Annotated in this window: 10 protein-coding genes; 3 read left to right on the top strand and 7 right to left on the bottom strand. The window is 36.2% G+C overall.

The features are described from left to right. Positions 1–2,300: MBG domain-containing protein (locus ACNQGX_RS15750; protein ID WP_417977826.1), on the top strand; the 2,300-nt coding region annotated here is incomplete at its 5' end. A gap of 212 nt (positions 2,301–2,512) precedes the next feature. Here ACNQGX_RS15750 and ACNQGX_RS15745 read toward each other — a convergent pair. The 4 genes from ACNQGX_RS15745 to ACNQGX_RS15730 form a co-directional block, all read right to left on the bottom strand. Further along, the gene (locus ACNQGX_RS15745) at positions 2,513–3,829 is read right to left on the bottom strand and encodes an ammonium transporter (RefSeq protein WP_417977824.1); all 1,317 of its coding nucleotides are present in this window, start codon (positions 3,827–3,829) and stop codon (positions 2,513–2,515) included. Between the two features lie 322 nt (positions 3,830–4,151). Next, positions 4,152–4,529: a PH domain-containing protein gene (locus ACNQGX_RS15740; protein ID WP_417977822.1), complete on the bottom strand. Its 378-nt coding sequence runs from the start codon at positions 4,527–4,529 to the stop codon at positions 4,152–4,154. 9 nt (positions 4,530–4,538) lie between these two features. Then, positions 4,539–5,843 carry an amidohydrolase family protein gene (locus ACNQGX_RS15735; protein ID WP_417977828.1) on the bottom strand — a complete coding sequence of 435 codons (1,305 nt, stop codon included), beginning with the start codon at positions 5,841–5,843 and terminating at the stop codon, positions 4,539–4,541. A gap of 75 nt (positions 5,844–5,918) precedes the next feature. Then, positions 5,919–8,915 (bottom strand): amidohydrolase family protein, encoded by a 2,997-nt coding sequence (locus ACNQGX_RS15730; protein WP_417977820.1) that lies wholly within the window; start codon positions 8,913–8,915, stop codon positions 5,919–5,921. Between the two features lie 232 nt (positions 8,916–9,147). On the opposite strand from ACNQGX_RS15730, the gene ACNQGX_RS15725 reads away from it, so the two are divergent. Together ACNQGX_RS15725 and ACNQGX_RS15720 are read left to right on the top strand one after the other, a co-directional pair. Continuing rightward, a complete protein-coding gene (locus ACNQGX_RS15725) occupies positions 9,148–10,683 on the top strand; it encodes a YifB family Mg chelatase-like AAA ATPase (RefSeq protein ID WP_417977819.1) in 1,536 nt (511 codons plus the stop codon). Positions 10,684–11,058: 375 nt separating this feature from the next. Next, positions 11,059–11,757, top strand: coding sequence for a pseudouridine synthase (locus tag ACNQGX_RS15720; protein ID WP_417977817.1), 699 nt, complete (start codon positions 11,059–11,061; stop codon positions 11,755–11,757). 374 nt (positions 11,758–12,131) lie between these two features. Here the strand turns inward: ACNQGX_RS15720 and ACNQGX_RS15715 are convergent, their stop codons facing one another. From ACNQGX_RS15715 to ypfJ, 3 genes are all read right to left on the bottom strand, one after another. Further along, on the bottom strand, positions 12,132–12,530 hold the full coding sequence (locus ACNQGX_RS15715; RefSeq protein ID WP_132071530.1) for a hypothetical protein: 399 nt from the start codon (positions 12,528–12,530) through the stop codon (positions 12,132–12,134). 378 nt (positions 12,531–12,908) lie between these two features. Then, positions 12,909–14,198 carry a DEAD/DEAH box helicase gene (locus ACNQGX_RS15710; protein ID WP_417977815.1) on the bottom strand — a complete coding sequence of 430 codons (1,290 nt, stop codon included), beginning with the start codon at positions 14,196–14,198 and terminating at the stop codon, positions 12,909–12,911. 329 nt (positions 14,199–14,527) lie between these two features. Further along, positions 14,528–15,388: a KPN_02809 family neutral zinc metallopeptidase gene (ypfJ, locus tag ACNQGX_RS15705; protein WP_417977813.1), complete on the bottom strand. Its 861-nt coding sequence runs from the start codon at positions 15,386–15,388 to the stop codon at positions 14,528–14,530. Positions 15,389–15,409: the final 21 nt, after the last annotated feature.

Genomic DNA, 15,409 nt, shown 5'->3' with positions numbered 1-15,409 from the left:
AAGGTACACTGGCCAACAGCAACTACGCTATTACGTTCGTGCCGAAAGACTTTTCCATCACCGCAATGCCGATTACGGTAACGGCCGATGCAGGACAGACTAAGGTTTACGGCGCAGTAGATCCGGCTTCATACACTTATGCTTCATTGCCGACAGGTTTACTTTCCAATGGCGCAACAGTATCGTTCACCGGAGCACTTGACCGTGCTGCAGGAGAAAACGTAGGGGATTGGGCGATCGGACAAGGTACACTGGCCAACAGCAACTACGCTATTACGTTCGTGCCGAAAGACTTTTCCATCACCGCAATGCCGATTACGGTAACGGCCGATGCAGGACAGACTAAGGTTTATGGCGCAGCAGATCCGGCTTCATACACTTATGCTTCATTGCCGACAGGTTTACTTTCCAATGGCGCAACAGTATCGTTCACCGGAGCACTTGACCGTGCTGCAGGAGAAAACGTAGGGGATTGGGCGATCGGACAAGGTACACTGGCCAACAGCAACTACGCTATTACGTTCGTGCCGAAAGACTTTTCCATCACCGCAATGCCGATTACGGTAACGGCCGATGCAGGACAGACTAAGGTTTACGGCGCAGTAGATCCGGCTTCATACACTTATGCTTCATTGCCGACAGGTTTACTTTCCAATGGCGCAACAGTATCGTTCACCGGAGCACTTGACCGTGCTGCAGGAGAAAACGTAGGGAATTGGGCGATCGGACAAGGTACATTAGCCAACAGCAACTACGCTATTACGTTCGTGCCGAAAGACTTTTCCATCACCGCAATGCCGATTACGGTAACGGCCGATGCAGGACAGACTAAGGTTTATGGCGCAGCAGATCCGGCTTCATACACTTATGCTTCATTGCCGACAGGTTTACTTTCCAATGGCGCAACAGTATCGTTCACCGGAGCACTTGACCGTGCTGCAGGAGAAAACGTAGGGAATTGGGCAATCGGACAAGGTACACTGGCCAACAGCAACTACGCTATTACGTTCGTGCCGAAAGACTTTTCCATCACCGCAAGACCGATTACGGTAACAGCCGATCCTAAACATAAGTTTAGCGGACAGGTTGATCCTCCTTTGACTTACCAGATAAGTGATGTACTTGCAAGCACATTAACGGCAAGTGTTTCAAGTTATCCATTTATAGGAAATCTTTCAAGAATTGCCGGAGAAAGTAGTGGAATCTATCAAATCAATCAAGGCACAGTAAGTTTGGGTACAAATTATGAATTAACTTATGTTCCATCAAATCTAACGATTAATTGTGTGACTATTGACGCAAGCACCAGCAGTAAACCTGTACCGGTAGGATCTCTCGCCATATTGAGTGCCGCCGTTTCTCCTGTAGCTCCTGACATTACTGTAGTATTTACAGTTGATAATGGTAATGGTGTATTAGCTACGTATACAGCAATAACTAATGGAAGTGGTTTAGCTACAGCTCAAGCTACACTACCTGTAGAGGTATACTTGATAACTGCTACAGCCGGCACTGGGTGTGCTTCATCAGTAGCATACTTACCTGTATATGATCCTAATGGTGGATTTGTAACTGGTGGTGGCTGGATTATGTCTCCGGCTGGTGCCTATGTTCTTAATGATTACACTAAAACTTTATCAGGAAAAGCAAACTTTGGATTTGTAGCCAAGTACAAAAAAGGAAATAATGAGGTGGATGGAAATACGGAGTTTCAATTTCAGACCGGAAATCTTAATTTCAAAAGTAGTTCGCATGAAGCTATGTCATTGGTGATTGCCGGAGCACAAGCTACATACAAAGGCAAAGGAACTATAAACGGAATACCTGGCTACAGTTTTATGGTATCTGCAATAGATGGTGATAAGAAATCAACCGGTGTTACAGATAAATTTAGAATAAAAATTTGGAATGGATCAGGTGTTGTATATGATAACCAAAAATTATCCCCTGATAATGCCGAAGCGTCAACAGCGCTTGGTGGTGGTTCTATAGTAATACATGAGGTGAAGAAAAATGCAACTGCAAAAGTGGTAATTGTCGAGAAAACCCCAGAAATTGTACCATTCACTATAACGGCATATCCAAACCCATCTACCCAATATTTCATTATTGACATAAAAGGTGGTACTAATGAAAAAACGGAAGTGATTGTATATGATATATTAGGCAGAATGGTCAAACATATTGAGAATGGTGATAGCCAAGAAATCAAGTTTGGTGAAGAGCTTCCATCAGGTACATATATTGCGATTATCAATCAGGGTGTGAAACAAAAAACGGTCAGACTGGTAAAAAAATAAAACTGTTTTTGTAAAGATGGTTTAATAAAGTCATCCCGATTATAAAATCGGGATGACTTTTTATTTTTTCAGTTTTGGCTCATCCGGATTTAACGTTTAACTTTCTCAGGGTAACATTCTAAAGGATTGTAATTTGCCCAATTGACTGTAAAAAAAAACACTCTGAAATTTGATCTCAGAGTGTTTTTTTGATTTATTTCATAAAAATCGATCTATAAAAACTCACCGTGTTGAGAAATATCTAAACCTAATTCTTCTTTTTCTTCACTTACTCTTAGTGGAGTTATTTTGTTTACAATAAAGAAAAGGAAATAAGATGCTAAAAATGCAAATGCTGAAACGATTACTAAAGCGGTTAATTGGTTTAAAAATAATGTAGCATCACCAAATATAAGTCCTTGATTATCTCCTACTACTGAGTTAACAGTTTTAGAAGCAAAAACACCAGTTAATAGCATACCAACCATACCACCAACACCGTGACAGGCAAACACATCTAAAGCATCATCAATTTTACCTTTAGGAAATTTACTAACCACTAGATTACTAACAATACTGGCAAATATACCGATGAACATGGCATGAGGAATAGTTACAAAACCTGCAGCTGGAGTAATCGCTACTAAACCTACAACAGCACCTATACAAGCTCCCATAGCAGAAAGTTTGTGTCCAAGAATTTTATCAAGAAATACCCAAGCCATTCCAGCAGCAGCAGCAGCTACAGTTGTTGTACCTAATGCTTGTACAGCTAAACCATTAGATCCTAATGCTGAACCTGCATTGAAACCAAACCATCCAAACCATAATAAACCAGTGCCTAACAGTACGTAAGTAATACGGGCAGGATTAACTTTTTGTATTTTTCTTTTTCCTAAGAAAATGGCTCCAGCTAATGCAGCCCATCCCGCGCTCATGTGAACTACCGTTCCTCCGGCGAAATCCAATACTCCCATTTTAAAGAAAATACCATCTGGATGCCAAGTCATGTGTGCTAACGGTGTATATACAAGTAATATGAATAATACCATAAATAACAGGTAAGCCCAGAAACGAATTCTTTCTGCAAAAGCTCCAGTTATTAAGGCAGGTGTAATGATTGCAAATTTTGCTTGAAATAAAGCAAATAACATAAAAGGGATTGTTGGAGCAAGACTCCAAGCGGTATTGGTACCAACACCTTGAAAAAATAAATTAGGTAACGGATTACCAATTATTCCTCCTATTGAAGGGCCAAATGATAAACCAAAGGCGATAACTACCCATAAAACGGTAACAATTATCATGGCCATAAAACTTTGAAGCATAGTACTGATAACATTCTTCTTTCCTACCATTCCCCCGTAGAAAAAACCTAGTCCAGGAGTCATTATTAATACAAGTGCAGTTGCAACAATCATCCAAGCGGTATCGCCGGTATCAAATTTCACGGCTTCTGTTGGAGCAGGGCTGTCAATTATGAAATAATTTGAAAAAAGGGTTAATACCAAAATCGTGATTAATAGCACACTTAAAATAATTTTTCGCATTGTTTTGTAGTTTTAAATTTCGATAAAAATATAAAAATCATTAATAAGCCCCTTTGAAAAAACGGTTTAATGTTTTATTTTTATCATTTTTGTAAAATGACCCCTATTTTTTTATGGGTATGTTATAATTTAAAGTTGAAATTTGTAATTTGTTAAACTAAGGTTAAGAGAAATTGTCATTTTAGGAGATTATAGGGCAATTATTCTAAGAATTAATAGGTCTATATCTTAATGGTAAAAGTTGAATATCGTTTAAAAAAAAATGCACCAACTGAAATTAATTCAATTGGTGCAATTATTTTAAAGTAAATAAATAATGTCTTTATTTTAAAAGATGTTGGCTTAAAATTTTATAGATTTCATTGATATTGTTACCTCCTTTACCAAATTGTTTGACAATGGGTGTATTATCGTTATTTAACCAAATTTTTAATTCAGCATCCATGTCTAATATTCCGGCACTTTCTTTAGAGAATTTTTTGATGCTGGAGTAGGGGATTGACATATAATCAACTTTAGTCCCAACCAATTGTTTTTCGACTAAAATCAGCCTTTTATTGGTGAAAATAAACATATCCCGAATAAGTTTATACGCTTTTTCAATTATTTCTCCATCTATTAAGATTGGTTCAAATTCTTTTGAAACATTTTCAATGTTAACTTCAGATGCATTGCCTAAGATGGCGTTAAATAGTCCCATTATACTAATTTATTTTTGATTGTATTTTGTTTTATATCTGTCGTTCAGCTTGGTTTGATGGGTATCCAGACTAATCATCCTGCCTTGAATAAAAGCATTGGTCAACTTGTTTGTTCTCATATCCAAAGCATCGCCTTCAGAAATGAATAATGTAGCATCTTTTCCTTGCTCTAAGGTACCACATTGAGCGTCAATTCCTAATATTTTAGCAGTATTTGATGTGATTAGTTGTAATGCTTGTTCTTTATCCAGTCCATAAGCAGCACATGTTCCTGCTAAAAACGGTAAATTTCGGGTATTCATTCTTTCATGTGCGCCGCTATTTTCTAAACCTACCAGAACACCTTTGTCCGTTAATAATTTGGCTGATTTGTAAGGTAAATCAATATCATGATCGTCATTTTCTGGCATATCATGAACGCGTCTAAGCAATACGCCAACATTATTTTTTTGTAATAATTCAGCAGTTTTATATGCTTCGTATCCACCAACAATCACCATTTTTTTAACCCCATTTTCTTTTGCAAATTGTACTGCGTCGATAATTTGTTTTTCTTCATTGGCATGAATAAATAAGGTTTGATTTCCATCTAATAATCCTTTTGTAGATTCCAAAGTCAAATTTCTCTCTTTTGAACTATCCCCTAAATACGCTTTGGCATTGAATAAAAAAGAAGATAATTCTAAAACTTGTTTTGCATAATCCTTATTGGCTTCAATGCTTCCTGGTTCAAACCAAGAACCGCTTCTTCTAAAACTAGAAGGGAAGTCTAAATGAATTCCATCATTTTCTTTTATAAGTGCATCTTTCCAGTTCCAGGCATCTAACTGAACAATTGAGGAAGTTCCTGAAATTCTTCCACCACGCGGTGTGATTTGAGCCATTAAAATCCCGTTAGGTCTTACTGTTTCTATTACTTTTGAATCAGCAGTGTATGCGATAATACTTCTTACATGTGGATTCATGTTTCCAATTTCATCCTCATCATCAGAAGATTTAACGGCATCAATTTCAACTAAACCCAGTGTTGAATTAGGAGCAATAAATCCCGGATAAACATGTTTTCCTGCGGCGTCAATAGTAATGTCATACGCGCCTTCTGCAAGTCGAATCACTCTGGCATCTGCTACCAAATTAATTTTCCCGTCAACGAATCCTATAGCACTGTTCTCGATTATTTCACCATTTCCTAAATGTGCCGTAGCATTAAGAATTAGAACCGATTTTGATTGCTTAGGAGCGGGTGTTTGTTGTGCTTTTGTAAGTATTGATAAACTAAATACCAATAGCAATAGATATGTTTTTTTACTCATCATATTTATATTTTTTTATTTGGAATTGCTTTGCCTTTTTGCAAAAGCGCTCGCAGTGAATCTTAGATTTTATTTTTATTGTTCTAAAGTATCACAGTGGTATTCTTTTTTCTCCGCTTTTTTAGGCTCTTGAGTAATCATTCCTTTATTCTTTTCTTGTAATAATTGACCAATCAACTCATTTCGTTCTTTAGCAATAGCTATTCTTTGTTCTTCATCTTTTTGAAGATCATAATAAACTACACCTTCGATTAACGTTTTTTCAGCTTTTGCATAAATAGACAACGGATTGGCGTTCCACAATACAATATCGGCATCTTTACCCACTTTTATACTTCCTACTTTGTCATCGATACGTAATAGTTTAGCAGGGTTTAAAGTAACAAATTTCCAGGCTTCTTCTTCGGAAACATTACCATATTTAACTGCTTTTGCGGCCTCTTGATTCAATCTTCTTGACATTTCAGCATCATCAGAATTATAGGCTACTACAACTCCGGCATTATGCATTATTGGACCATTGAAAGGAATGGCATCATTTACTTCAAATTTATAAGCCCACCAATCTGAGAAAGTTGAGGCTCCAACACCGTGTTCTTTCATTTTATCGGCAACTTTGTATCCTTCAAGAATATGGGTAAACGTATTGACTCTAAAATCAAATTTTTCGGCTACATTCATCAACATCAAAATTTCAGATTGCACATAAGAATGACAAGAAATGAAACGTTCTTTATTTAATATTTCAGCTAATGTTTGTAGTTCTAAATCCACTCTTGGTGCTTTCCCTTTTCCTTTTTTACCAGTTGAGTTGTAATTTTTCCAAGCGGCATCATATTCTTTAGCACGTTGGAAATAATCCGTAAAAACCTGTTCCACACCCATTCTGGTTTGAGGAAAACGAGTAGGATTAGTGATTCCCCAGTTTGCTTGTTTTACATTTTCTCCCAAGGCAAATTTGATAAATCCAGGTTGGTCTTTGTAAAGCATTTCATCTGCTGAAGCGCCCCATTTCCATTTTACAATCGCTGAACGACCACCAATTGGATTTGCAGATCCATGCAGTAATTGAGAAGTGGTAACTCCACCGGCTAAGTCCCTGTATATATTAATGTCTTCAGAATTCACTACATCCTGAATGGTAACTTCGGCGCTGGAATTGTGTCCGCCTTCATTTACACCATTAGAAATTGCAATGTGAGAATGCTCATCAACAATTCCGCTGGTTAAATGTTTGCCTTTGGCATCAACAATTGTTGCTGAAGCGTCAGAAATGTTTTTTCCAATAGATGCAATTTTTCCGTTTTTAACCAACACGTCAGTTTCGACTAAAATACCGTCTTTTTCGTTTGTCCAAACAGTGGCATTTTTAAACAATAGTGTTTGTGTAGTGGGTTTTTTCAAATTACCATAAGCAACATTTGGAAATGTTGTTGGAATAATCATGTTGTTCTTTTCCAATTTCAAGGAGTCAATTGGTTTTATAAAAGGAGCCGTTCTGACAGCAGACCATTTCACCTCATTTCCATTGAATAAAATTGCTTTTCCTGAAAGTAATTGGATGTCATCGATATATCCAATTAACCTGGAGAAAGTTGTTTTTGTTGAATCCATAGATTTCATTACAGTTGAAATCCAATTATTCGAAACCGTAAGTTTTGAACTAACTTTTTTGGAATCAATTGTCGTAATTATCGATTTTGGAGCAGTAATATCGCCGCTAATTTTCCATTTGTATTGTTGATTAGCTACACTTAAATCGTAATCACCGCGAATGTCTTTAATTGTTATATCAGTTATAACAAATTTGTTACCCTGAACCCAGTTCTCGTAAAGAATTGTTTTCTCCTCAAAAATCTCACCGGATGTAATAACAAAATTGGCTAAACTTCCTGTTTTCAAGCTTCCTATTTCGTTGCTTTTTCCTAAAATAGCAGCGGGAATAGTTGTCAAAGCTTCTAATGCTTTCGTTTTATCAAATCCGTATTTAATGGCTCTTAATAGATTTGGTCTAAAATCTTCCAGCTTCTTTAACTTATCAGTCGTCAAAGCGAAAACAATTCCATTATCTGATAGAACTTTAAGATTGGTTGGTGCTTGATTCCAAAAACGCAAGTCTTTCAATTCCATTTGATTGGCTTGGTTGGGGTCAGAAACATCATAAGCTTCCGGGAAATTGATTGGGATAATAAATTTCGAATTTGTTTTTTTGATTTCTTCAATTCGCTCAAATTCATTTCCGTTTCCTTTCAATACATAATTTAAGCCAAATTCTTTCGCTATTTTGGCTGCTCTCAAACTGTTTAACTTGTCTTCAGAAGCAAATATTTGAACTAATTTTTCATTATTGGATAAGGCTTCCAAGGATAAATCTTTGGTTGTGGCATTTCCTTTTTTGTACCAATCTAAATCTAAATACATTTGACGAAGTAATGCCATCATTCCCATCAATGAGCTTGGATAGGCTTGATTTGTTGTGGCACTTTTAGTAAACGCAAAATGATTGGTTACTTTATCAGATAATAATTGGGTGCTTTTATCAAAGTTATTCAAAGCGATCAGCGTTCCTGACCCGCGAGCAATTCCGTCAGGGACGTGAGTTCCCACGATACCAAATCCTGCTTTTAATAATTCTTCGGCTTTAGTTTGGTCGTATTTAAAGCTTTCATATCCATTTACTTCTGAACGAATACTTTCATTCCAGTAATATCCCGATCTTTTAGTGTCATATAAAGGATTTCTTTCAGTACTGGTAATTCCTTTTGGTTTTTCAATCCCAAAACTGGTGTACATATCAATAAATGAAGGATAAATTGATTTTCCTTCTAAGTTGATTATCATGCAATTTTTAGGAATGGCGATGTTATTTCCTGCACCAATAACTTTTCCGTTTTGAATCAATAAGGTACCCTTTTCAATAATTTGTGTTGGTGTAACATAAATTTTTGCATTGGTAAAAGCGGTAAAATTGGTGTTTTTGTTTTGAACACTTTCATTATTGGGAAAGTATTCTTGTGCATAGGTTTTTGGCAATAAAACACTGAAATAGAGTAGAAGTAAGATTTTTTTCATAGTATAGTTTCTAATTATTCTCTAAAAGTAAAAAAAAGGAAATGTTAAGCATTATTTTTTTTGATTTTAACAGTTGTTTTTTGCAGAATTTGAATATTATTGAGCTACTCCATCATACTATTCTAATTATTTTGACATAAATCAGTACGATTCTCTATCGTTTCTAAATTTTGTAGGATTAATTATAGTAATTAAAAATGTTTTCTCTAATTTTAGAATCAAATAAGTAAACATGCTAGTTAAAGTTTTTGGAAGCGCTGTTTTTGGAGTGGAAGCTACAACAATTACCGTAGAGGTAAATATCGATAAAGGGATTGGGTATCATTTAGTTGGCTTGCCTGATAACGCCATCAAAGAAAGTAGTTACCGGATTGCGGCTGCACTCAAAAATAATGGATATGCCATGCCTGGAAAAAAAATAACCATCAATATGGCTCCAGCTGATTTGCGTAAAGAAGGTTCTGCCTATGACTTGACTTTAACCATAGGAATTCTTGTAGCTTCTGGGCAAATAAAAGCCGATGAAGTTGACAAATACATCATCATGGGGGAACTTTCCCTAGATGGCAGTCTTCAACCTATCCGAGGCGCTTTGCCTATTGCAATCAAAGCCAAAGAAGAAGGTTTTAAAGGCTTTTTTCTTCCAAAGCAAAATGTAAAAGAAGCCGCTATTGTGGCTGGTTTAGATGTGTACGGAGTCGAAAATGTTCAGGAAGTGATTGATTTTCTGGAAGGAAAAGGAACTCTTGAGCCAACAACAATTGACACCAGAGCCGAATTTTATAAAACATTAGATTTTCCTGAATTCGATTTTTCGGATGTCAAGGGACAAGAAAGCATCAAGCGTTGCATGGAAATTGCCGCTGCCGGAGGACATAATATTATCCTGATTGGTCCGCCAGGTGCGGGAAAAACGATGTTAGCCAAACGATTACCCAGTATTCTCCCGCCGATGACGTTGCGCGAAGCATTGGAAACAACAAAAATTCACAGTGTGGCCGGAAAGTTAAAAGAAGTTGGATTGATGAATCAACGCCCTTTTCGTAGTCCGCATCATACCATTTCAAATGTGGCGCTTGTCGGAGGAGGAAGTTATCCACAACCGGGCGAAATTTCTATGGCGCATAACGGCGTATTATTTTTAGATGAATTACCGGAATTTAAGCGTGATGTACTGGAGGTGATGCGTCAGCCTTTGGAAGATAGAGAAGTGACTATTTCTCGGGCGAAATTCACGGTTACTTATCCGTCCTCGTTTATGTTGGTGGCAAGTATGAATCCCAGCCCAAGTGGTTTCTTCAACGATCCGGATTCTCCACAGACTTCTTCGCCACATGAAATGCAACGGTATTTGAGTAAAATATCAGGGCCTTTATTGGATAGAATTGATATTCATATTGAAGTGACGCCGGTTCCTTTCGAAAAATTATCGGAAGATCAAAAAGCAGAAAGCAGTGTTGACATTCGAAAAAGAGTTACTGCGGCACGAGAAATTCAAACAGAACGGTTTGAGCAAATGGAAAACATCCATTATAATGCTCAAATGAATACCAAACACATTCGGGAATATTGTGCCTTGGATGATGTTTCCAAACAATTATTGAAAACAGCCATGGAACGATTGAATTTATCGGCTCGGGCGTATGATCGAATCTTGAAAGTAGCCAGAACCATCGCTGATCTTGATGCGGCTCCAATAGTTGTTTCCAGCCATATTGCTGAAGCTATTCAATATAGAAGTTTGGATCGTGATGGTTGGTTGGGTTGAATTAGATTACAGATTAAGCATCTTATAATGCTCCGTAAAGTCTTCGACTTTGAGGAAGTGACTTTCGGTTTTCAACCGATTTTGGTTTTCAAATGTTTGAATTTTAAGGTCAGTCGGCGACTGAAAAATAGATACTCAAAGTCGGAGACTTTGCGTAGCAGATTGCGTAGCTTTTTTTTATTAATTTAACTATAATTTCAAGAATACGGATAATATAATCAACAGTATAAAAGAGCATTTGGATACAATTTTAATAACAGTTTTAGCAATCGTAATCTTCTATTTTGTTTTTCGAACTAAAATGAAAAAAGAAAAGTATAGAAATAAATAAGTCAAAAAAGAGATTTCGATAGAAATCTCTTTTATTTTTGCCAAATGTTAGAAATTCTTTACCAAGACGAATATATTATAGCAATTAATAAACCAAGTGGATTGTTGGTCCACAAATCATTTTATGCGCGCGATGCAAAAGTTTTTGCTATTCAAGAATTGAGAAATCAAATAGGAGGGCGACATGTTTATCCTATTCATCGGTTAGATCGCAAAACATCTGGTGTCTTGTTATTTGCGTTGGATGCAGCCGTTTTAAAAATTATGAATGATCGTTTTGCCACACGCGAAGTCGAAAAAAAATATTTAGCAATTTTACGTGGTTGGTCACCCGAAGAACTAACGATTGATTATGATTTAACCAATGATGATGGCATTATACAAAATGCAATAACATACTTTCATCGATTGCAAAGTACCGAAATTGAGTTAGAATTTAACAATCAACCAACGTCACGATATTGTTTGGTAGAAGCGATTCCTGAAACTGGACGTATGCATCAATTACGAAAACATTTCAAACATATTTTTCATCCCATTTTAGGAAGTCGTCCACATGGTTGTAACAAACAAAATAAATTATGGTTGGAGAATTTTGACCTGAAAGGAATGATGCTTCATGCACATCAGTTAATTTTTAATCATCCAATAACAAATGAACAACTAATCTTGAATGCAAAGATTAATGAAGAGTTTAGTAGAGTAGGTACTATTCTTAATCTAGATTTGAATAAGTATGAATAGAATAATAATTTGTAAATTAATGCTTTAAATTATTGTTGTATTTTGAAACAACAGTTTTCAGTATAAAGATGAGCAGAGGAAGTGACTTTCGGTTTTTAACCGATTTTGTTTTTCAAATATTTGAATTTTAAGGTCAGTCGGAGACTGAAAAACACATCCTCAAAGTCGAAGACTTTGCGGAGCGGGAGATCCGCGTTGCAAACGCTATAATTTGTTTCTTAATTTAAGTAAGTACTCGTTGCAAACGAGCACTAGATAACGTAGATAAACGAGTGCCAGTGGTGGTGTTTATTGTACATACTGCGATTGCTAGCGCGAGCGCAATGTCATTAAGTTAAGGATTTATCTCGCTGATTTTTAGGTTATTATGTGTTTTATTTGTCTAGAAATAATAATTGATTTTTAAATTGAAATAAAGCATTGTGTTGCGTATCAATCATATTTTGAAAAGTGGCAATATTACTTTTAGTATATTCTTTATTATTTTTTAAGTCTTGATAAATTTTATCAGATAATCCTTTTTCATATTCTACTTTAGCAACATTCAGATATTGTTGAAAAGTTATATTAGGATATAGTAAATGTTCTGCTCCATTATTATCATCGATATACTTTTGAATTATGGATTGCACTTCTAAATGTAGCTTTTGAGTAGTTATAAAAACCGCTAATAAATTATTCCTTTCTTCGGTAGTATTAGGAGTAGAATTGAAAGTTTTATGATATGTTAACCACGCTATAAATAAACCTGCTATGCCTATTAAGATTTCCATTGAATTTCTTTTATAGACAAATATAAGTAAAATAAAAAAGCCTCAATTATGAGGCTTTAGTTTTTATAATAGTATATTTTTAAGCTTGAACATTATTAGGAGGAACATTTAGATATTCACCCTGATTTGCACTAAACATATCGAGTTGGATAGCGCAGTTTTGCAAACTGTGCCCACAAACGAGAGCAACTTTATTTTCAAAGATTTGAATAAAGGTCTTTAGAAAGATAATCGTTATTAATAGCCCCGATAGAAACGAAAAACCTTGTGAGGGCTGGCGTTTAGCTCTCACAAGGATTGTAGTGTATAGCGGGAAATAAGTTCTTAAAAAACGAACTCGTTCTGCTTCAAAAAAAAGAAAACGTATTTTCTTAGTTGTTATCTATTAGAGCGTCGGTCATTATTTTGACTCGGACGTCTTGGACCAAAACTATTGTTGCTGCTACGGTTTGTAGTATCAGTTTTTGGTTTCTTAGGAGTCGAATTGCGTTGTTGCCTTCCTTGCCCTTGTTTAATGGGTTCTTTTGAAGCGTTAGGATCTGGCTCAAAACCTTTGATATTTTCTACTGGCAATTTCAAGCCTACTAATTTTTCTATATCGCGTAAAAAGACAGTTTCGTCCGGACTGAATAACGAAATAGCTTCTCCACTTGCTCCGGCTCTACCAGTTCTACCAATGCGGTGAACGTAATCTTCAGGAATATTTGGCAATTCAAAATTAATCACATGTGGTAATAACGGGATGTCCAAACCTCGCGCTGCAATATCTGTAGCGACTAAAGCGGTCAGGCTTCCGTCTTTGAAACCCGCTAAGGCTTTGGTTCGTGCGCCTTGACCTTTATTACCATGAATGGCAGCTGCTTTAATGCCAGCACTAATCATGCTTTCAGTCAGTTTATTGGCACCTTGTTTGGTACGCGTAAATACCAAAATCTGCTTCCAGTTTCCTTCAGAAATAAGTTTAATTATTAGTTCTGTTTTTTTCTCTTTGGCAACAGGATATACTTTTTGAATAATAGCATCCACTGTTGTGTTTTCTGGGGTAGCTTCGACATGAACTGGGTTGTGCAAAATGCCCATTGCCAATTTCTTGATGTCTTTTGAAAAGGTTGCCGAAAATAGTAAGTTTTGCCTTTTTGAAGGTAATACTTTTAAGATTCGTTCTATATCTCGTAAAAATCCCATGTCCAGCATGCGATCAGCCTCATCTAAAACTAAGATTTCAACTTTTGCAAGCGATATTAAACCTTGATTTTGCAAATCGATTAATCGACCTGGAGTTGCAACTAAAATATCGACACCTTGACGCAATTGAGTTACTTGCGGATTTTGGTTTACGCCCCCAAAAATAACGGTGCTGCGTAAATCTAAAAACTCACTGTATTCTTTTATATTGGCAAATATTTGAGCTGCTAATTCTCGTGTTGGAGTTAATATTAAGGCACGAACGGGTCTTTGTCTTAAATGTTGGCCTTGCGATAATAATTGTAATATAGGTAGCGTAAAACCGGCTGTTTTTCCTGTTCCTGTTTGTGCAGATGCTAATACATCTTTACCTTCTAAAATGGGTGGAATTGCTTTTTGTTGTATCGGAGAAGGGGTTGTGTATCCTTTTTTGCTGATGGCTTTTAGTAAAGCATCAGATAAGCCTAATGAGTTAAATGACATAAATGGTGTTTATGAAGCAAACACAATTATTTAGTTTACTTCTTTAAGTGGGCGCAAAGGTACTGCTAATTTTTTCGATGTGCTTTTGATTGCTTGACTTTGTTTAAATAAAATCATAGTACTTCGTTTTAATCCGTTTACAAAACATAGCTGAGACGTTAATAATTATGGTGAATTCAATGGGGAAGCTAAAATCGTTATTCCTTTATACTTTTAGAAAAACAGTCCAATAATTATTGAAATGAAGCAACCACATTCTGTATTTAAGTTTTCTGCTTTTTGAATTTTGCCATTGAAATTGCCATTGAATTTTGCCATTGAAATTGAATCTATTTCAACTCCGAAAAGGTATTTCCTTGAGTAATGTCTCCCGTTTTATACCCTTTCATAAACCAATATTTACGTTGTTCTGAAGTTCCGTGAGTAAAGGATTCCGGAACAATATGACCTTGTATTTTAGATTGAATCGCATCATCACCCACAGCATGAGCTGCGCTTAAAGCTTCATCAATATCGCCTTCCTCCAAGAAATTGTTCATTTTTTGATTGTAATGCGTCCAAACACCAGCGTAAAAATCAGCTTGTAATTCTAAAGCTACAGATAATTTATTGGCTTCGGCTTCACTTTTTCCTTCTTGCATTTGCCTCATTTTAGCGGATGTTCCCAATAAAGTTTGTACATGATGTCCTATCTCGTGCGCAATTACATAGGCAGTAGCAAAATCACCTCCTTCGGCTCCAAATCTAGTTTTCAGTTCTTCAAAGAACGCCAAGTCCATATATACTTTTTGATCACCAGGACAATAAAAAGGTCCCGAAGCAGATGTGGCATTACCACAAGCAGTTTCTACTGCATCAGAAAACAACATTAAATTTGGTCTTTTATATTGCATATTGTTTTCCTGGAAAATTTTTCCCCAAACATCTTCTGTATCTACTAATATGGCTTCTATAAATTTGCCTTCTTCAATTTCTGTTGCGGTTAAGGCTCTTTGTTCAGTAGGAGTGCTTTGTCCTTGGTTCATTTGTTCTAATATTGGAGTTAGCATTTGGGCATTTTCTCCACCAAAAAGATTCAATAACAAGATAATAATACCAATAATTCCACCTCCTATAATTGTTTTTCCTCCTGAGGACATTCCTCTTCGGTCTTCAAAATTTTCACTTGAACGTCTACCACTCCATTTCATATTGTGTTATTTTTAGTTGTT

The sequence above is a fragment of the Flavobacterium glycogeni genome (assembly GCF_048286775.1).
In the GTDB taxonomy this organism is placed as follows: domain Bacteria; phylum Bacteroidota; class Bacteroidia; order Flavobacteriales; family Flavobacteriaceae; genus Flavobacterium.
Note: the sequence above shows the minus strand (reverse complement) of the source record. Positions and strands in the feature narration are given on the sequence as shown.